At 68.0% G+C, this 18,344-nt stretch carries 16 protein-coding genes; 9 read left to right on the top strand and 7 right to left on the bottom strand.

Features of this window, described 5'->3' with window-relative positions:
* The first annotated feature begins 1 nt into the window (after position 1).
* From G3I40_RS14240 to G3I40_RS14230, 3 genes are all read left to right on the top strand, one after another.
* A complete protein-coding gene (locus tag G3I40_RS14240; RefSeq protein WP_164302533.1) occupies positions 2 to 508 on the top strand; it encodes a flavodoxin domain-containing protein in 507 nt (168 codons plus the stop codon).
* A 91-nt stretch (positions 509 to 599) separates the two neighbouring features.
* Positions 600 to 1,058: a cyclic nucleotide-binding domain-containing protein gene (locus G3I40_RS14235; protein WP_164302532.1), complete on the top strand. Its 459-nt coding sequence runs from the start codon at positions 600 to 602 to the stop codon at positions 1,056 to 1,058.
* A gap of 47 nt (positions 1,059 to 1,105) precedes the next feature.
* Complete coding sequence (locus G3I40_RS14230; RefSeq protein WP_164302531.1) at positions 1,106 to 1,798, top strand: response regulator transcription factor; 693 nt, start codon at positions 1,106 to 1,108, stop codon at positions 1,796 to 1,798.
* A gap of 16 nt (positions 1,799 to 1,814) precedes the next feature.
* Here the strand turns inward: G3I40_RS14230 and G3I40_RS14225 are convergent, their stop codons facing one another.
* Together G3I40_RS14225 and G3I40_RS14220 are read right to left on the bottom strand one after the other, a co-directional pair.
* Positions 1,815 to 2,984: a GAF domain-containing sensor histidine kinase gene (locus tag G3I40_RS14225; protein WP_164302530.1), complete on the bottom strand. Its 1,170-nt coding sequence runs from the start codon at positions 2,982 to 2,984 to the stop codon at positions 1,815 to 1,817.
* Between the two features lie 267 nt (positions 2,985 to 3,251).
* Positions 3,252 to 3,458: a DUF2180 family protein gene (locus G3I40_RS14220; protein WP_164302529.1), complete on the bottom strand. Its 207-nt coding sequence runs from the start codon at positions 3,456 to 3,458 to the stop codon at positions 3,252 to 3,254.
* Positions 3,459 to 4,321: 863 nt separating this feature from the next.
* Between G3I40_RS14220 and G3I40_RS14215 the strand changes: the two genes are divergently transcribed.
* Positions 4,322 to 6,706, top strand: a complete 2,385-nt coding sequence (locus G3I40_RS14215; protein WP_164302528.1) for a phosphoketolase family protein — start codon at positions 4,322 to 4,324, stop codon at positions 6,704 to 6,706.
* A gap of 41 nt (positions 6,707 to 6,747) precedes the next feature.
* On the opposite strand, the gene G3I40_RS14210 is transcribed toward G3I40_RS14215, so the two are convergent.
* From G3I40_RS14210 to G3I40_RS14200, 3 genes are all read right to left on the bottom strand, one after another.
* Positions 6,748 to 9,120 carry a glycosyl hydrolase family 65 protein gene (locus G3I40_RS14210; RefSeq protein WP_164302527.1) on the bottom strand — a complete coding sequence of 791 codons (2,373 nt, stop codon included), beginning with the start codon at positions 9,118 to 9,120 and terminating at the stop codon, positions 6,748 to 6,750.
* Entirely contained in the window at positions 9,117 to 9,833 is a 717-nt protein-coding gene (locus tag G3I40_RS14205) for a beta-phosphoglucomutase family hydrolase (protein ID WP_343244927.1), read from the bottom strand. Before G3I40_RS14205 ends, G3I40_RS14210 begins: the two co-directional genes overlap by 4 nt.
* 65 nt (positions 9,834 to 9,898) lie before the next feature.
* A complete protein-coding gene (locus G3I40_RS14200) occupies positions 9,899 to 10,378 on the bottom strand; it encodes a VOC family protein (protein WP_164302525.1) in 480 nt (159 codons plus the stop codon).
* Between the two features lie 252 nt (positions 10,379 to 10,630).
* On the opposite strand from G3I40_RS14200, the gene G3I40_RS14195 reads away from it, so the two are divergent.
* Positions 10,631 to 11,287: a CBS domain-containing protein gene (locus G3I40_RS14195; protein ID WP_164302524.1), complete on the top strand. Its 657-nt coding sequence runs from the start codon at positions 10,631 to 10,633 to the stop codon at positions 11,285 to 11,287.
* 55 nt (positions 11,288 to 11,342) lie between these two features.
* Here G3I40_RS14195 and G3I40_RS14190 read toward each other — a convergent pair whose 3' ends face one another.
* Entirely contained in the window at positions 11,343 to 12,194 is an 852-nt protein-coding gene (locus G3I40_RS14190) for a slipin family protein (RefSeq protein WP_164302523.1), read from the bottom strand.
* A gap of 394 nt (positions 12,195 to 12,588) precedes the next feature.
* On the opposite strand from G3I40_RS14190, the gene G3I40_RS14185 reads away from it, so the two are divergent.
* The 3 genes from G3I40_RS14185 (at position 12,589) to G3I40_RS14175 (ending at position 16,298) form a co-directional block, all read left to right on the top strand.
* Positions 12,589 to 13,047, top strand: a complete 459-nt coding sequence (locus tag G3I40_RS14185; RefSeq protein ID WP_164302522.1) for a universal stress protein — start codon at positions 12,589 to 12,591, stop codon at positions 13,045 to 13,047.
* 125 nt (positions 13,048 to 13,172) lie between these two features.
* Positions 13,173 to 15,929 (top strand): cation-transporting P-type ATPase, encoded by a 2,757-nt coding sequence (locus G3I40_RS14180; RefSeq protein WP_164302521.1) that lies wholly within the window; start codon positions 13,173 to 13,175, stop codon positions 15,927 to 15,929.
* A 228-nt stretch (positions 15,930 to 16,157) separates the two neighbouring features.
* Positions 16,158 to 16,298 carry a hypothetical protein gene (locus G3I40_RS14175; protein ID WP_164302520.1) on the top strand — a complete coding sequence of 47 codons (141 nt, stop codon included), beginning with the start codon at positions 16,158 to 16,160 and terminating at the stop codon, positions 16,296 to 16,298.
* Between the two features lie 334 nt (positions 16,299 to 16,632).
* On the opposite strand, the gene G3I40_RS14170 is transcribed toward G3I40_RS14175, so the two are convergent.
* Positions 16,633 to 16,788, bottom strand: a complete 156-nt coding sequence (locus G3I40_RS14170) for a hypothetical protein (protein ID WP_164302519.1) — start codon at positions 16,786 to 16,788, stop codon at positions 16,633 to 16,635.
* Between the two features lie 734 nt (positions 16,789 to 17,522).
* Between G3I40_RS14170 and G3I40_RS14165 the strand changes: the two genes are divergently transcribed.
* The coding region (locus G3I40_RS14165; protein WP_343244926.1) for a globin domain-containing protein at positions 17,523 to 18,344 on the top strand (822 nt) is incomplete at its 3' end.

Below are 18,344 nucleotides of genomic sequence, written 5' to 3'. Positions count from 1 at the left end.
CATGGCACCGCAAGTGCTCGTTGCGTACGGAACGAAGAACGGTTCGACTCAGGAAATAGCGCAGGCCATCGGTGACGCCCTGCGCGCTCACGGGATGGGGGCCGAGGTGCTGGCCGCGTCCGAGGTCAGCACTGTGGGTCGGTACGGCGTGGTGGTGCTGGGCGGGGCGCTGTACAGGGGCCGTTGGCACGGTGACGCCGTTCGGTTCGCGCGTCGGCACGGCGCTGCGCTGTGGGACCGGACGGTGTGGTTGTTCAGCAGCGGGCCGCTCGACGCATCGGCCGGTGAGCGGGAGATCCTGCCGGTGCGGGGCGCCCGGCGGGCGCTGGTGCGTCTCGACGCCCGGGAGCACGTGACCTTCGGCGGCCGGCTCGAGGCCGGGGTGCCGGGCCGTATGGCGCGGATGATCGTCGAGTCCGGGCGCGGCGGGGACTTCCGGGACTTCGCCCGCATCTCGGCGTGGGCCACGAAGATCGCGCACGAGGCTGCTGCGGACGTGCAGGCGTGATGACAAGGGCACGAAGCAGGGTGGCGTGGGCAAGCTTCACGTGGCAGAGCGCACCGTTCGGCGAGCATTCCATGTTTGAGGGGGGCGGCCCATGTCTGCCGTGAGCACGCTCCTCAGCGGCCTCGGTGCGGAGCATCGTGACCGGTTGCAGGATCTTGCGCGCGAAGTGACCTTTGCGGCGCGTGTGCGTCTGTTCAACGAGGGGCAGCACGCCGACCGGTTCTGGATTCTCCGCTCCGGTGCGGTCGCCCTCGACCTGCACGTTCCCGGACGGAACCCGGCCGTCATCGAGACTCTGGGACCGGGCCGTCTTGTCGGCGTGTCCTGGCTGATTGCGCCGTACACCTGGCAGTTGGGGGCGAGTGCAGTGCGGACGGTGAGCGCCGCGGAGTTCGACGCTGTCGCGGTGCGCAGTAGGTGCCGCAGCGACCCGGAGCTCGGTGCGGCCGTGGCTCTGTGGACGGCACAGGTGCTACATCGTCGGCTGCACGCGTCCAGAGTGCGCCTGCTGGATCTGTACGGTCCGGCTGGCAGCGGGCCGTTGCGCTGACCGCCGGCGGGCCAGGAGGGTCCGTCGAGATGACACCGGAGGGTGTTATGGGTGAGGAACGTGCTTTCTCAGCTGAGTCCCCGATCCGGGTCTTCCTGCTCGATGATCACGAAGTCGTTCGGCGTGGGGTGCGCGATCTGCTCGACTCGGAGCCGGACATCGCCGTGGTGGGGGAGGCGGAATCCGGCTCGCAGGCGCTGGTGCGCTGTCCTGCCCTGCGGCCGGATGCCGCGGTACTGGACATCCGGCTCTCGGATGGCGACGGCATCACGGTCTGTCGTGAACTGCGCAACCGCATGCCTGGGTTGGCCTGTCTGATGCTGACGTCGTTCGATGACGACGATGCTCTGTTGGACGCGATCATGGCTGGTGCCGCCGGGTACGTTCTGAAGCAGATCAACGGTTCCGACCTGGTCACGGCGGTGCGGACGGTGGCGTCGGGTGAGTCGATGCTCGATCACGCGACCACCGGTCGACTGATGAGCCGGCTTCGGGGATCTGCTGAGCCGGTAGACGCAGATCCGAGTGTGCTGGGTGACCTGGGTCCGCGTGAAGGCCTGGTACTGGAACTGATCGGGGAGGGCTTGACCAATCGGCAGATCGGCAAGCGGCTCCTCCTGTCGGAGCAGACGGTCAAGAGTGCTGTTTCCCGGCTCCTGGCGAAGCTCGGGGTCCAGCGACGCGTACAGGCGGCTGTCCTTGTCGCCCGGGGGAGCCCGGTGTCCAACGCGGACACGTGAGATTCGCTCCGTGCTGTCACTGGGCGGGGAGTGGGGCGGTCCAACTCAGCTGAGTTCCCCCTTCGGACGAGGTGGTCACGGTGAGTGCACCTCCCGCCTTCTGCGCTCGCTCGTTGAGGTTGCGCAGCCCGCCACGGTGTCCGCCGGTGGTGATGCCGACGCCGTCGTCCGTGACCGTGAGGGTGAGCCGCTCCTTACGGACGACGAGTGTGATGTCGGTGGACGAGGCGTGTGCATGGCGGGCCACGTTGGAGAGCGCCTCGCTGAGCACGGCCACGACCGTGTCCGCCATTGCTCGTGGCACGTCGGTGTCGAGGAGGCCCTCCATGAGCAGGGACGGCGTGAACCCCAGGGTGGCAACCGCTTCTTCCGCCGTCCTGGAGGTGCGGGCCCGCAGACCGTCCGCGAGGGCGCGGGGGTCGTGGGCGCGTAATCCGAAGACCGTGGAGCGGATGATGCGGATGGTCGTGTCGAGATCGTCGACCGCCCGGCCGATCCGCTCACTGGCCTGGGGGTGATCGACGAAGCGCTGGGTGCTCTGCAGCGTCATTCCTATGGCGAACAGTCGTTGGATCGCGAGGTCGTGGAGGTCACGTGCGATGCGGTCTCGGTCCTCGATCAGACTCACCTCCTCGGCGGCCCTGCGGCGCTCCGCGAGCTCCAGCGCGAGGGCGGCCTGGCCTGCGAAGCCGGGTAGCGGAGCGATCTCTTCCGGGGGGAAGGGCGGACGTCCCGCGCTCCGGGCGAGTACGAGTACTCCGCGGTCACCGTGGCTGGTGCTCAGGGGTACGGCGATGGCGGCTCCGAGCCCGTTCCAGCGTTCCCGACGACAGGTGATGCGTGGATCACGTGCCACGTCGGAGCAGGCGATCAACTGCTGTGCGGTCAGGGCCACTCCGCTCAGGGTGCCGGCACGTGGACGTCCCGGACCGCGATGCAGTGCGGCGCTCTGTCCGAGGGCGAGGGCTCCGTGCAGTTCCTGCGTTCGCGTCGAGACGAGGTCGATGACAGCGAGGTCGGCCGAGGTGATGTCCTGCGCCTGGTGGAGCATGAGCTCCAGGACTTGGGTCTCCGAAGCGCCGGAGAGCAGACTACTGGTGAGCTCGGCTCCGGCCGTGAGCCAGCGTTCACGGCCCCTGGCCCCGGCCTGCATGAGGGCGTTGTCGACGTCCTGTGCAACAGGCATGGCGGGCGGGGCAAAGAGGGGATCGTCTTCGCCGGCGATGCCCACTCCGCCAGGTTTGTGTGCGGAACAATCCTGGCTGGAGGTCCCATCTGGCGCTCCGAGGGGGCGCTTTCGCGGACGTGCGGGCGGAGTTGGACCCTCGGGTCCCGCAAGCTGTTTCTTTAGCCGGGGGCGTAGGACGTGCTCGGGCTGCTCGTAGGTCACTACTGTCTCCGCTCCGATGACGACGCGCCGTGCTGTGCACCCGCCGGGGGTACTGGGCGCCACTCAGAGCTGATGCTGCGCGTCGTGGCAGGTGAAGCACGTGAGGCGGCGGGCCGATTGCTTGAGGGTGGACAGGCCCATGCCTTCGTGCCGGTGGACATCTTGGGCGGTGACCCTGATGTGATCGGGGCAGAGCCCGGCACCGCAGGTGTGGCAGGAGGCGGTGGCTGGGGTGGCCCTTCCCTCTTGGTGACAGTCGTAGCAGTTCATGAATCCTTCTGCGCTCCGGGACGTTGGCGGATGCTGTGAGGTGCGGAGGTACGTCGGCTGGGGCGAAGTCCTGAACCAGCGGCGCACTCCAACAGGGGGCGAAGTCGGTGTCCTGGATCAGGGATGCGATCCCCGGGTGGGCGAGGGAGACGACTGGGGCGGTGCAGCCCTCCCGGGGCAGTGCGCCTCGTCACCTGGCGTGCCGTTGCGACTTCTGTAGACGGCGGTGCGCCCTCGCTGAGTGGCTGGGTGCTGGACGGCGCGGGCGGCGGCTCTGCGGTGGGTCCGTGGGGCTCCTTCGGTGGGAACAACAGGTCTTCCCACCAGGACAGGCCCATCATCGTGCCGAGCAGGGCAAGCGGGAGCACTGCCGGAAGCAGAAGTACGTACATGGGCGCCGCCACGGCTGCGATGGCCTCGCACAGGAAATGAGGCAGGAAGAACTGCCTCGGGGACGCACCGGAAGGATCAGGGACACGGTGCGCAAGGAACGCCTTGCGGGTCCTGTGAAGTGTGTCCGCCGTGCTTCGGTGCGACGTTGCGGTGAATGCGGTACGGCCGGGGACCGGGGCGGCACTGTCGACATTATCCCTGGCGCGGTGCTTTGCACAGGGCCGGACATCAACAGCCCTCCGAGATCAGGGCCGTCCGGCACCTGTACGTAGCCGGAGGAGCTCCTAGGGTGGGACGAGAGGCTCTGCTCCTTCGTAGGCAGGGCTCACCACTCCGTTCCGAGCGGCACATCGTGCAAAGCGGCGCCCTGGACCGAGGCAGCCCGAGACAGAACGCCGAACCTGCAGGAAGCAGAGCTGCGGGGTTCGGGCGATGGGGTCTGCCGGGCGGTCCATCGAGGGAGTGTGGCGATGCTTGAGCCCCATCACAAATGGGCCAGTTATCTCGGTGCGCGGGAAGTGGCCGCACTCGACGCGCACTGGCGGGCGGCGAACTATCTCGCGGTCGGCCAGATCTATCTGATGGCCAACCCTCTGCTCGACGAGTCCCTGCGCCCGGAGCACATCAAGCCGCGGCTGCTCGGGCACTGGGGAACCTCTCCCGGGCTCAATCTCGTGTACACCCACCTGAACCGTGTGATCCGCGATCACGGCAAGGAGGTTCTCTGCGTCTGGGGCCCCGGCCACGGAGGGCCTGCGGTGCTCGCCAACTCCTGGCTCGAAGGCACGTACTCGCAGACGTATCCCGATGTGCCCCGGGACGCGGAAGGCATGGCGCGCCTGTTTCGGCAGTTCTCCTTCCCGGGCGGAGTGCCCAGCCACGTCGCGCCCCAGACGCCCGGCTCGATCCACGAGGGCGGTGAGCTCGGCTACTCGCTCTCCCACGCCTACGGAGCCGCCTTCGACAATCCCGATCTGCTGGTCGCCTGTGTGATCGGCGACGGTGAGGCGGAGACCGGACCGCTGGCCGCGTCCTGGCACTCCAACAAGTTCCTCGACCCGGTCCACGACGGCGCGGTCCTGCCGATCCTGCACCTCAACGGTTACAAAATTGCCAACCCGGCGGTGCTGGCGCGGCTGCCTGACTACGAACTCGACGACCTGCTGCGCGGGTTGGGCCATGACCCGCTCCACGTTGAGGCAGATGATCCGCTTCAGGTACACGCCGCCATGGCCCGCGCGATGGACATGGCGCTGGACCGGATCCATGCCATCCAGCAGGGCGCGAGGGAGGAAGGCGTCGTCGAGCGTCGCCGCTGGCCGATGATCGTGCTGCGGACACCCAAGGGCTGGACGGGGCCCGCGAAGGTAGACGGCGTGCCGGTCGAGGGCACCTGGCGCGCCCACCAAGTGCCGCTGGCGGGCGTGCGGGAGAACCCGGACCATTTGCGCCAGTTGGAGCGCTGGATGCATTCCTACCGTCCGCGGGAATTGTTCGACGATCGCGGACGGCCGTCTGCTCAGGTGCTGGAGTGCGTGCCGTCCGGCGTGCAGCGTATGGGGGCGAGCGTGCGCGCGAACGGCGGGCTGCTCGTGCGTGCCCTGCCGGTGCCACCGCTCGAGCACTACGCGGTGCGGGTCGACAAGCCCGGGACGACACTGCATGAACCAACCAGGGTGCTGGGCGATCTCCTGGAGACCATCATGGAGAACACGGCCAGGCGGCGTGACTTCCGTCTGCTGGGGCCCGACGAGACCGCTTCCAACCGGCTGGATTCCGTCTACCGGGCTACCGGTAAGGCGTGGCAGGCGCAGACCCTGGCAGTGGACGAGAACCTCGACCGGCACGGGCGGGTCATGGAGATCCTGTCCGAACACACCTGCCAGGGCTGGCTGGAGGGTTATCTGCTCACCGGCCGGCACGGGGTGTTCTCGTGCTACGAGGCGTTCGTCCACATCGTGGACTCGATGGTCAACCAGCACATCAAGTGGCTGCGCACCGCCCGCCGACTGCCCTGGCGGCGACCCATCGCCTCGCTCAACTACGTACTGACCTCACACGTCTGGCGCCAGGACAGCAATGGCTTCTCGCACCAGGACCCCGGCTTCATCGACCACGTCCTCAACAAGTCCCCCGAGGTGGTGCGGGTCTATCTGCCGCCGGACACCAACACCCTGCTCGCGGTGGCCGATCACGTGCTGGGATCCCGCAACTACGTCAACGTGGTCGTTGCGGGCAAGCAGCCCTGCTTCGACTGGCTGTCGCTGGAATCGGCCCGTGGCCACTGCGCCCGCGGCGCCGGAATCTGGGAGTGGGCCAGCACGGAAGACGGTGTGCGCGACCCGGACATCGTGCTGGCCTGCGCGGGCGATGTCCCTACGCTGGAGGTGCTGGCCGCGGCCCAACTGCTGCGCCGCCTGCTGCCCACGCTGGCCGTGCGGGTGGTCAACGTGGTCGACCTGGCCCGTCTCCTGCCCAGTGCGGAACACCCGCACGGCATGTCCGACACCGATTACGACGCCCTGTTCACCCCGGACAGGCCGGTCGTCTTTGCCTACCACGGCTACCCGTGGCTGATCCACCGCCTGACCTACCGGCGCACCGGCCACGCCCACCTGCACGTACGCGGCTACAAGGAAGAGGGCACCACGACCACCCCCTTCGACATGGTCGTCCGCAACGACCTTGACCGCTACCGCCTGGCCATGGACGTCATCGACCGGGTCCCCGGACTCGCGGAGCGAGCCGCCACGATCCGCCAGGAACTGACTGACACCCGGCTACGTCATCACGCCTGGATCCGCGAACATGGCACCGACTTGCCTGAGGTCGCCGACTGGGTCTGGACCGGCTGAACCCCATCCCTACGTCAGCGCACCGCCGCCACCGGTGCCGGTCAGGACGGTGCAGACGCGGCGTCGCGGGAGCGTCGCGCCGGGCGCCGCCCGGGCGGTTGGTCGGGCTCGGGGAGGCCGGGTGGTGCCGGAGGGACGGCCTCCGACCGGGGCGAGGTCAACGACACCTCCAGTGGCAGGCCGTAGTGCTGGATCTCCAAGGGGGCGCCGGAGGTCAATGCGTAGACGACCGTCTCTCCGGTGATCTCGACCCGTAGCGACCGGTCCCGGATTCGCACGGTGAACGCCAGGCGGCTGAGGGCTTCGGGAAGACGCGGGGCGAAGGAGAACACGCCATCGTGGTCCCGCATGCCGCCGAATCCGGCGACGAGCGCGGTCCAGGTGCCGGCGAGCGCGGCGATGTGAAGGCCGTCGCGGGTGTTGTGTTCCAGGTCGGACAGATCCATCATCGCCGACTCCCCGAGATAGTCGTACGCGAGCGCGAGGTGGCACGTCTCGGCGGCCAGCACGGCCTGGGTGCAGGCGGACAGTGAGGAGTCCCGGACCGTCAGGGCCTCGTAGTAGGCGAAGGCACGGGCCTTGTCGCCGTGGGAGAAGGCATCGCCGCGCAGGTGCAGGGCCAGGACCAGGTCCGCCTGTTTGAGGACCTGCTTGCGGTACAGGTCGAAGTAGGGGAAGTGCAGCATCAGCGGGTACTGCTCGGGCCCGGTCGCCGTGAAGTCCCAACGCTGGCGCCTGGTGGAGTGGGCGGACTGTTCCGGCATGGCTAGCTCTCGGCTGTGGGACACGGTCATCCGCTGCGCCGCCCTTCGCCAGGCGGCGCACTCCTCGTCGTTCACGTCCAGGAGGTCGGCTTGCGGCGGATGGCGGGTCACCGCGTCGGCGGCAGCCTCCAGGTTCCGCTGTGCCATCAGGTTGGTGTACGTGTTGTCGGAGCTGAGCGCGCTGTACTCGTCGGGTCCGGTCACGCCGTCGATGTGGAAGGCGCCGTCGGCGTCGTGGTGCCCCAGTGTCCGCCACAGTCGAGCAGTCTCGACCAGCAGCGGCAGTCCGACGTCACGGTCGAACGCGCCGTCATCGGTGGCTGCTGTGTAGCGCACCACGGCATCGGCGATGTCGGCGTTGATATGGAAGGCTGCGGTGCCGGCCGGCCAGTAGGACGAGCACTCCGCGCCGTTGATCGTCCTCCAAGGGAAGGCGGCCCCCGCCAGGCCCAGTTGCTTCGCACGGTCCCGTGCGGCCGGGAGGGTGGCGTACCGCCAGCGCAGAGCCTGCGCCACCGCTTGCGGCGCGGTGTAGGTCAGCACCGATAGGACGAAGGTCTCCGTGTCCCAGAAGCAGTGACCGTCGTAGCCGGGGCCCGTCAGGCCCTTCGCGGGGATGGCTCGCTCTTCCGCGCGGGCCCCGGCCTGCAGGACGTGGAACAGGGCGAAACGGACCGCCTGCTGGATCTCCGGGTCACCGTCCACCTCCACATCGGCCCCGGCCCAGAACCGCGCGAGATACTCCGCCTGCTCGCCGCACAGTCCGTCCCAGGTGGTACTGGTGGCTGCCGCGAGGGCCGCGTCTGCCTGGTCTTTGAGGGCGGGCAGGGAACGGACACCGGACCACCCGTGGGCGACGAACTTCTCGACGTGCAGTTGCTGGCCCGGCTCCAGCCGCGCCGAGACGGTGAGCCGGCTCAGATCGTCACTGCTCTCCGAGGACAGCACCGTGTGCGCGGGGCCCCTGACGACGTGATCCGCGGCGGCGGCGATGCGCAGGCCGCTGCGGGCCGTACGGTGGATCAGTCGGAGCCGGCCCGCGCGGGCGAAGCTCTCCTCCGCCACCAAAGGAGACTCCAGGGCGGCCGCGCTGCGGGGATCGCCATCGGTCTCCGGGAGTTGTTCGTTGGCGACGAGTTCCGACTGCAGAACGACCCGTACCGGCGAGCCGAGCGGCTCCACCGTGTAGGAAATGGCAGCCACCGACCGCTGGACGAAGGAGACGAGCCGCGTACAGCGAATGCGTACCGTGCGGCCGGCCGGGGAGGTCCATTCGACGCTGCGGTGCAACAGTCCGGTCTTGAAGTCCAGGACGCGCTCGTGCTGCCCGAGTCGTCCGTAGCGCAGGTCGAAGGGCTCGTCGTCCACCAGGAGCCGGATGACCTTTCCGTTGGTGATGTCGATCGTGCTCTGCCCGGAGGCGGGATAGCCGTATCCGGCCTCCGCGTACGGCAGCGGGTGCAGTTCGTGGACCCCGTTGAGATAGGAGCCCGGGAGACCGTGCGGCTCGCCCTCGTCGAGGTTTCCGCGCCATCCGACATGACCGTTGGAAAGGGCGAACACGGATTCGCTCTGGGCGAGTAGGTCGAGGTTGAGGCCGTTCTCCGGCAGACTCCACGGCTCGACTCGGTAGGCGGGGTGGCTGATCACGACGTGTCTTTGAGTAGTTCGGCCAGGTCATGCACCACCACGTCCGCACCGTGCTCGTGCAGCGCCGCGGCTTGGCCGGTGCGGTCCACTCCGACGACGAGGCCGAACCCGCCCGCGCGGCCGGCGTCGACTCCCGCCAGGGAATCCTCGAAGACGGCACAGCCGGAGGGGACGATACCGAGCATGCGGGCAGCGGCGAGGAAGGTGTCGGGGTGCGGTTTGCCCGCGAGGCTTCGGGCAGAGGCAATCACGGCATCGATCCTCACTTCGAAGAGATCGGCGATGTCCGCGGCGACGAGCACGTCCTGGCAGTTGGCGCTGGAGGACACCACGGCGCGACGCAGCGCCGCGCTCCGCACTGCCCGGACGTAACGAACGGAGCCGGGATACGCCTCCACGCCCCGCTCGCGGATCAGCCGGAGGAGCAGCACGTTCTTCCGGTCGCCGAGACCGCGCACCGTGTGCAGCTTGGGCACTCCGCTCGCCGCGTCCTCGGGGAGGCTGATGCCACGCGAGGCGAGGAAGCCGCGCACCCCGTCGGCGCGCGGGAGCCCGTCGACGTAGGCGTCGTAGTCATCGACCGGGTCGAAGGGACGAAACCCCACCCCCTCTTGGGCGGCCAGGAAGGCGTCGAACGTCTCCTTCCACGCCGCGGCGTGCACGACGGCTGTGCGCGTCAGGACGCCGTCCAGATCGAAGAGACAGGCACGCACGGACCGCGGCAGCCCCCAACCTGTGGGGCGCTCGTGACCTTCCCGTTCGGTAGACGGGCCCGAGTTCACAGGGCGTAGATCCGGGACAGGATCCGGTGGTGCACGGCCAGACCCGGACGTGGGTACGTCACCATCACAGGCAGGTGGTTGGGGTCACGGCCCTCCACCCAGGTGATGTCGTCGGACGTCATCGTCTGTGCGTACGCCCGGTGAGCCTTGAGCCATTCTTCGCAGCGCCTCAGTTCGTGCACATCGGACGCGGACCAGACCACGCACTGGACCCCGATCGCTCCGAGCGGGTGCGGCGCTCGGTGCCCGACGGCTCGCAGGTACAGCTGGAACCCGTCGTCATTGAACAGCAGCGCAGCGGTGGGGGTGCCCAAGTCGCTTTCCCGCAGGCCGAGGAGGGCGCGGTAGAACGTCACCGACTTCGGAAGGTCGCCCACGTGCAGGGCCACCGCTGCGAGGGACATGCCGCCCGGCGGGGCGTCCTCGGCCGTCGTCGCGTGGGCGACAGTGCCCGCAGCTGACGCATCGCGTTCCATTTCGCACCCTTCCTTGGTCCACCGGCCCGAAATCACGGGGCGCGCGTGTCACGCCGCCGTTCGAGCTTCGTCCGGCCCCGACGTCGATGGCAGGGGCCGAACAGTCCATACGTAGCCCGGTGGCGGAACTCGTCCGAGCCTGGGGAAGAGAGGGACGTTCGTCCCCTGCCCGGTTCTCCGCTGTGGCACAAGAGTGGGTTTGCGGGGCGCTGTGCGCGTTCTGCCGTGTCTGCGCGAAAGGGGCTGACAACCATGCGCCATCGCACTGTTCAGGACCTGATGACCCATACGGTCATCACGGTCCGGGCCGAAACCTCCTTCAAGGAGGTGGCTGTGAAATTGGCTGACCACGGGATCGACGCTGTTCCCGTGGTCGATGCCCGCGACTGTCCTGTCGGCGTGGTCTCGGAGACGGATCTGCTGCGTCGCGAAGCGAGTCGGCCCGACCCCCAGGGCCATCTCACCGGGTCGAGTGCACCAGCGGGGGGACAGGGCGAGAGCGCGGGCGAGCTCATGACGTCACCCGCTGTCTGTGCGCAGCCGCAATGGAATGTTGTCGAGGCCGCACGCGCTATGGACGGACACCAGGTCAAGCGTCTCCCGGTCGTCGACGAAACCGGGAAGATCGTCGGCATCATCAGTCGCGGCGACCTGCTGCGCGTCTTCCTGCGCCGTGACGCGGCGATTCGGGAGGAGATCGTGTACGACGTCCTCGACCGGACCCTCGGCATAGGGCAGCAGGCATTGCACGTTGCCGTGTCCGAGGGGGTGGCGACACTCCGCGGGAGCATCGAGCCGCCTGCCCTGCACTCTGCCGTACTGCGGCTGTGCCAGTCGGTCGACGGTGTCGTCGCGGTGCACGAACTCCCTCTCGACGCGCCCGCCGTGCGCCCTGGATCGCGCCGGTAGGTGTCGTGACCGCGCCGGCCCCTTCGTACGGGGCCGGCGCGGCGTGCTGTTCGGATCAGACGGTTTCCTTGGCTCCGTTGGGCAGAGGGCGAATCTCCGGTTTGGTCGTACCCACCGAACGGTCGGCGGAAGTGGCGGCTGCGGTCTCGCGAGCGAGGAAGGAACCGAGTTCGCCGATGGTGCTCATCAGCGGGGCGGGGAAGACGACGGTGGTGTTCTTGTCGACGCCGATCTCCACAAGGCTCTGCAGATTGCGCAGTTGGAGCGCCAAGGGGTGGGCCATCATCGTGTCCGATGCATCACCGAGGGCTGCAGCGGCCAGGGACTCCCCCTGGGCATTGATGATCTTCGCTCGCTTCTCCCGCTCGGCCTCGGCCTGACGGGCCATCGCCCGTTTCATGCTGTCGGGCAGCTGGATGTCCTTGAGCTCCACCAGCGTCACTTCCACGCCCCACTCGACCGTGGCGATGTCGAGGATCTCTCGGATATCCAGGTTGATGCGGTCGGTCTCCGACAGCGTCTCGTCCAGGGTGTGCTGACCGACCACCTTGCGCAGCGTGGTCTGCGCGATCTGGTCAATCGCGGCGTGCACGTTCTCGATCGCGATCACCGACTTCACCGCGTCGACGACGCGGAAGTAAGCGACTGCGGATACGTCCACGCTGACGTTGTCCCGAGTGATGATGCCCTGCGACTGGATGGGCATGGTGACGATCCGCAGCGAGACGGGATGCAGGACATCGACGAACGGCACGATGAGCCGCAGACCGGGCTCGCGGGGGCCGACGAGGCGCCCGAAGCGGAACAGCACTCCTTTTTCGAACTGCTTGACGACCTTGATGGACATGGCGATCGCCACGATGACCAGTAGGGCCACCACGACGATCAGGAATATGAGTACTCCCACGGTGCTGCTCCTCGAATGGGGCGCGAGACCTCCGGCCCTTCCCACTCCGGCCGGAGCACGAAGGGCGCTGGATTCGAACCGGGACTCGTGCACCAGGAAGGGGCGGTGACGCTCCCAAGAGGCGGGCCCGGCAGGGCTCCGCAGTTCGCACCGTCTCCAGCATGGACCCCCGCATCGGACACCGGCAGGGGCCGAACGGTCCTTGCTTCGGGTCCACGTGAACGGGGCACGGCGCAGTACGGACGGACAGGGCTGACCGGCGTGCCGATAGGGCCGGTCGGCCCCGCGCAGGGGCGGCGAGGCTGCGTAGCGTGAAGCCGTCTCTCCGGTCTCCGCCACCGGAGGAATCCGGGGACATGAGCCGGCTCCGTCCTCAACCGATCGGCGGAACAACATGATCCAGCACACGAACGACCAGCCGTGGCCCGTTGTTGTGGGTGTCGACGGCTCTGCGTGTTCGCAAGAGGCGTTGCGCTGGGGCCTGGCCCAGGCCCACGTCACCGGGAGCGCGCTGGAGGCGGTGGCCGCGTGGCAGTACCCCGAGGTGTTCGGGTACAGCTACGGCTGGACGCCGTCTCTGCCCGACGGCGGCGAGTTCGCCAAAACTGCCGAACAGTCCCTGCGCGAGACCGTGGACACAGTGCGCAATCACCTCGGCCACTCGGTCGAGGTGACGATCCGAGTGACCGAGGGCCATCCCGTCCAGGTACTGATGGATGCGGCCCGCAACGCACAGCTCCTGGTACTCGGCAGCCGGGGCCACGGGACGTTCACCGGCATGATGCTTGGTTCCGTCAGCCAGCATTGCGTGCAGCACGCACCCTGCCCGGTCGTCGTCGTCCCCCAACCGTGAACGTTGCATATGAGGCGGTCGGACGCCGGGCAGCCGGACGTCCTCTGGACGCGGTCCAGACGCAGAGCAGTATCCGGCGCATCTACATCCGTCCCAGACACACTCCTTCCCGGGGAGGGCCGTTCATGGCCCGGTCAGCCCACAGCGACGAGCAGGAAGACCTCCCGATGGACGGGCCCGACAATGCCGAACAAGGCGACGAACGGCGACCACCGGCAGAACTCTTCCGTGACCTGCGCACCAGCCCGTCCGGCCTCACCACCAGGGAGGCCGCCCGCAGGCAACTGATCTACGGTCCCAACACCCTGACCCGGTCCGGCGGCAGGCGCTGGCCTGGTGAACTGCTCTCCCAGTTCACCCAGCCGCTGGCGATCCTGCTGGCCCTGGCCGCAGTTCTGGCCTGGGCCGGCGGAACGCCCGCACTGTCCATCGCCGTGGTAGCCGTGATCCTGCTGAACGCCGGATTCGCCTTCGTCCAGGAGGTGCAGGCGGAACGAGCCGTCGAAGCCCTGGCCGCTTTCCTGCCACCCACCGCCCGAGTCGTCCGAGACAACGCACGCTGCGACATCGAGGCCAAGGACCTCGTTCCCGGCGACATCCTCATCGTCTCCGAGGGCAACCGGGTATGTGCCGACGCGAGAATCATCGAAGGCACCCTCACCGTGGACCTGTCCTCACTCACCGGAGAATCACTTCCCGTCACCCGCTCGCCCGAGCCGGCCAAAGAACCCGGGTCACTGCTGGAAGCGCACGAACTCGTCTTCAGCGGCACGACCTGCAGTGGTGGCGAAGCGGAAACAGTCGTCACCCGCACGGGAATGCACACCGAACTGGGGCGCATCGCCGCACTGTCCCAACGCGTCCACACCGAACGCAGCCCCCTGGAACAGCAGGTCCGCCGGGTCACGTGGATCATCGCCGCCGTCGCTGTCGTCATCGGCGCTGTGTTCCTGCCCGTCGGCGTCGCCGCCGGGCTCGGCTGGAGCGCGGCCATCAGCTTCTCCATCGGCCTGATCGTCGCCAACGTCCCGGAAGGGCTGCTGCCCACCATCACGCTCGCCCTGGCAGCGGGAGTACGCGAACTCGCCCGGGGCGGAGCCGTGGTCAAACGTCTCTCCGGAGTGGAGACCCTGGGCTCGACGACCGTGATCTGTACGGACAAGACCGGCACCCTCACCGAGAACAGGATGCGGGTTACCCGACTTTGGCTGGCCGGCACCGAACTGGCAGCAAGCCAGGCCGCGAACGAGTCGCGCTCGGCACTCCTGGCCGCGAGCGCCGCCGCGTGTACGACGGCAGAGGCCCCCAGTCAGGACCAGCCCCAGGCCAGCGGCGACCCCACCGAACTCGCGCTTCTGCGCCTGGCCGAGGATCTCGGCGTCGCCCGCACCCCCGCGCAACGCAAGGCCGCCCGACGCACGATCTTTCCCTTCGACGCCCATCTGAAGCGCATGTCCACCGTGAACGATGAGGCGGGTGCTCTCACCGTCCACACCAACGGAGCGCCCGAGACGGTCCTGCCCATCTGTACCTACCTGTTCGATCCACAAGGGAAGTGTGTCGAGCTCGATGCCGCAACGCGTGGCGAGCTGAACACCGCCATCGACGGCTACGCGGCCTCCGGCCTGAGGGTCCTCGCCATCGCCCAACACGGTCTGGAACACGGGCAAGCGCTGCAGACGGGCCGGCCGGCGACGGAATCCGGCCTGACACTGCTGGGGCTGGTGGCCATGGCAGATCCCGCACGGGCCGGAGTCGCGGACGCGGTGCAGGACGCGCACCGGGCGGGCATCCGGATCCACGTCATCACCGGTGACTACGGGCTCACCGCCGCGGAAATAGCACGCCAGGTCGGCATCGGCGCTGCCGGCAGTCCCGTTCTCACCGGCGACGCGCTGGACCGGATGACCGACAAACAGCTCGACGAGCTGCTGGCGCAGCGCCAGGAGATCGTGTTCGCCCGTACCTCTCCGGAACTCAAACTGCGGATCTGTGAGGCGCTGCGCGCACACGGCGAAGTAGTGGCCATGACGGGCGACGGCGTCAACGACGCCCCCGCACTGCGCCATGCCGACATCGGCGTGGCTATGGGGAAATCCGGAACGGACGTGGCGCGCGAGGCGGCCACGATGGTGCTCACCGACGACAACTTCGCCACTATCGTCTCCGCTGTCGATGCGGGGCGCCGTGTCTTCGACAATGTTCGCAAATTCGTTCTCTACATCTTCGCCCACGCCGTACCCGAGCTCGTCCCCTTCCTCGTCTTCGCGCTTTCCGGCGGCCACATCCCGCTGCCGCTGACGGTCCTGCAGATCCTCGCGATCGATCTGGGAACCGAAACCCTCCCCGCCCTCGCGCTGGGGCGGGAACCTGCGGAGCCCGGACTCATGTCCCGCCCGCCCCGCTCCCGCGAAGAGGGCGTCATCGACCGCGCTCTCCTCTTCCGGGCATGGGCGTTTCTCGGAACCATCTCCGCGGCCCTGGTCATGGGCGCTTTCCTCTTTGCCCTCTTGCACGCCGGCTGGCACCCGGGCGATGCCACCGGCAGCGGAACCCCGCTGCATCAGGCTTACCTGGAGGCAACGACCCTCGTTTTCGTCGGCATCGTTGCCTGCCAGATCGGCACCGCGTTCGCGGCTCGCACCGACCGTGCGTCCCTGTTCACCGTCGGCATCTTCACCAACCGTCTCCTGCTATGGGGCATCGCCTTCGAACTGGGCTTCACCGCGGCAGTCGTCTATGCGCCGCCACTTCAGCATGTCTTCGGCACCGCGCAGCTCAACCTGTCCCAGCTCGCCGTCGTCGCACCATTCCCGTTCCTGGTGTGGGGAGCCGACGAGATTCTTCGCTGGCGCCGCCGACGGAACAGCGCCCGTGACTGATGTCCCAGCGGCTTTGGTAGGTGCGGCCGGTCCGTTCACGGCTACCAAGGCCGGGACTTCACCATGTGTTTCGCGAGACGACGCCCTGCCGTCGCTCCGGAGTATGACCGCTCCTGACATCGGCCAGTGCCTGGGCACCATGTCCGGCATTGAGGCTGGGCGTGCGACGGAGAAGGCGCCGCTGGGAACGGCCGGGTTGCGCGAAGCCTCCGTCAGCCGAGCGGCGCGATGCTGCTGAAATCGCGCGGCTACGTTCCGGTCCCGCTGAACGGTGAGGACTGCGTCGAGTTGCTGCCGGAACGGTGGCAGGCGATCAACGCCTACAACGTAAAGATCAACCACCGTGCCGTGCAGAAGGCCGAACGGTGACCACCACCGGAGGGCTCTCCTGCGACCTACGCACCACCCCGTCCGGTTTCACCGTTTGACGGTAGTCCGAAGGCCGCCCATCTGAGGTCCGAACACGCTGACCCGGTTCGGCATCAGGCGCTGGCCGAGTGAGCTCCCAGTTCACCCAGCCGCTCGCGATCCTGCTGCCCCTGGTCGCAATTCTGGCCTGAGCAGGTGGAACGCCTGCCCTGTCGATAACTGTGGTGGCCGTGCCCCTGTCGAACGCCGGATTCGCTCTCGTCCAGGAGATGCGAGCTGAACGAGCCGTCGAAGGTCCGGGCGCGTTCCAAAGGGCCTCTTCAAGGAGCCCGCATCACTCCAGGGCCTTCTCCAGGCCGGAGATCGCCCGGGCCATGGGTGCGAATGCCGCGTGCAGATGGTCGGCCGTCGTGTTGTCCGGCGCTCGCTCGGTGAGCATCCGCCATTGCCCGCGCTTGCCGTGCCAGTGGACGAGAGTCTCGCCAGACAACACGAACTCCTGGCACCTGTGGCACTTCATACCCCATGGACATGCGCCACCGTTGACTACAGGCTGGAAGGCGCATACGCCGCCCTCGGTGGGTGTGGACCTGCAGATGAGGTCGACGGTCGCCCCGAGGCGGTGACCGGATCCTTCCAGCGTTAAACGTCACAGCGCCACTGTGACAAGCCCACACGATGACGTACCCCATACCCTCGCCCGGAGTTGGGAAGCAATCTGGCATGACCGTTGAGGCATGGCGGGAAAGGATGGACAGCGCGCTTGCGTGCGCCTCGGAGCTGAGGCGGACGGCCGATGTCCTGATCCGGGAGAGCCGTCGACTACTCGAACAGAACGCGGAACTCAGGAGCGAAAGCGCCCAGTTGTCTCAGCCCTGCCAGCCCTGCCAGCCCTGCCAGCCCTGCCAGCCAAGCCGGGCGGCTGAGCAGGCTGGCCAGCCGCCTGTCACGACCACATGACCGAGTGGCGCCGACAGAGAGTTGTGCCTGGCATGGCGCTTCGCTAGCAGGTCCTCACCGAGTCCAAGGCTGTCCCCCTTGCGCCTGCGCTCACAGCGGCCACTGATGCTCCCGCAACACCGACCTCTGCGCACGTCTTACCCCTGCCCCCGGAAGTGCTGTTCGGGGAGTGACCGCAATCTCATGGTGAATTAGACCAATCCGATGTGGCTGGGACGCCGGATTCCCCGGGACGGGACATGCAGACGGCGTGGGGGAGCGTAAGTGGACGAGCGCGACGTGCGGTTGGTGCAGGACAGCTTGCAGCGGGCCGGGGCTCGCGGAGTGCATGTGGTCCGGTTCTTCTATGCGCACCTGTTCGGTGCCAGGCCGGACCTGCGGCGGCTCTTCCCCGCCGAACTCGGTGAACAGCACGAGCGGTTGTTGAACGCGCTGGTGCACGTCATCGATCATCTCGACGCCCCCGGCACACTGTCCTACCTGGAGCGGCTGGGGCGTGATCATCGCCGCTACGGCATTACCCGGAGCGATTACCTCAGTGTCGGCCGGAGCTTGATCGCATCCATCGCCGAGCACACGCCGCGCACGTGGAATGAGGACACCGAGCGGGCGTGGACCAACGTGTACACCCTCGCCATGAACACCATGCTGGCCGCGGTTCAGCGCGACAATGCCGCAGGTATTCCGGCGAGTTGGCGGGCCACGGTGGTCTCCCGCCGTCTTGACCGCACCGGACACACCGTGGTGCTCCAGGCGGTCCCTGACCAGTCCTACCCGTTCTGCGCCGGCCAGTACGCGGCCGTGCACCATCCGGAACTGCGCGGCATCTGGCGCCCCTACTCCCTCGTACGACCGGACGACGATGCCTCACGCGGCGAGGTGGAACTCCACGTCGCCCGCACCCCCGACGGGTCACTGAGTACCCTCCTGTGCGACCAGGCGTCTCCCGGACACACCCTCACCCTCTCCGCGCCCGCCGGCGACGGCTGGTGCGCGCAAGACGAGGCGCCCCTGACGGTCATCGCGGCAGGCACCGGCTGGGCTCCGGCCCGCGCCATCGTCGCCGAACAACTGCGCCGTTGCCCG

It is taken from the genome of Streptomyces sp. SID14478 (genome assembly GCF_010548525.1).
Lineage (GTDB): Bacteria > Actinomycetota > Actinomycetes > Streptomycetales > Streptomycetaceae > Streptomyces.
Note: the sequence above shows the minus strand (reverse complement) of the source record. Positions and strands in the feature narration are given on the sequence as shown.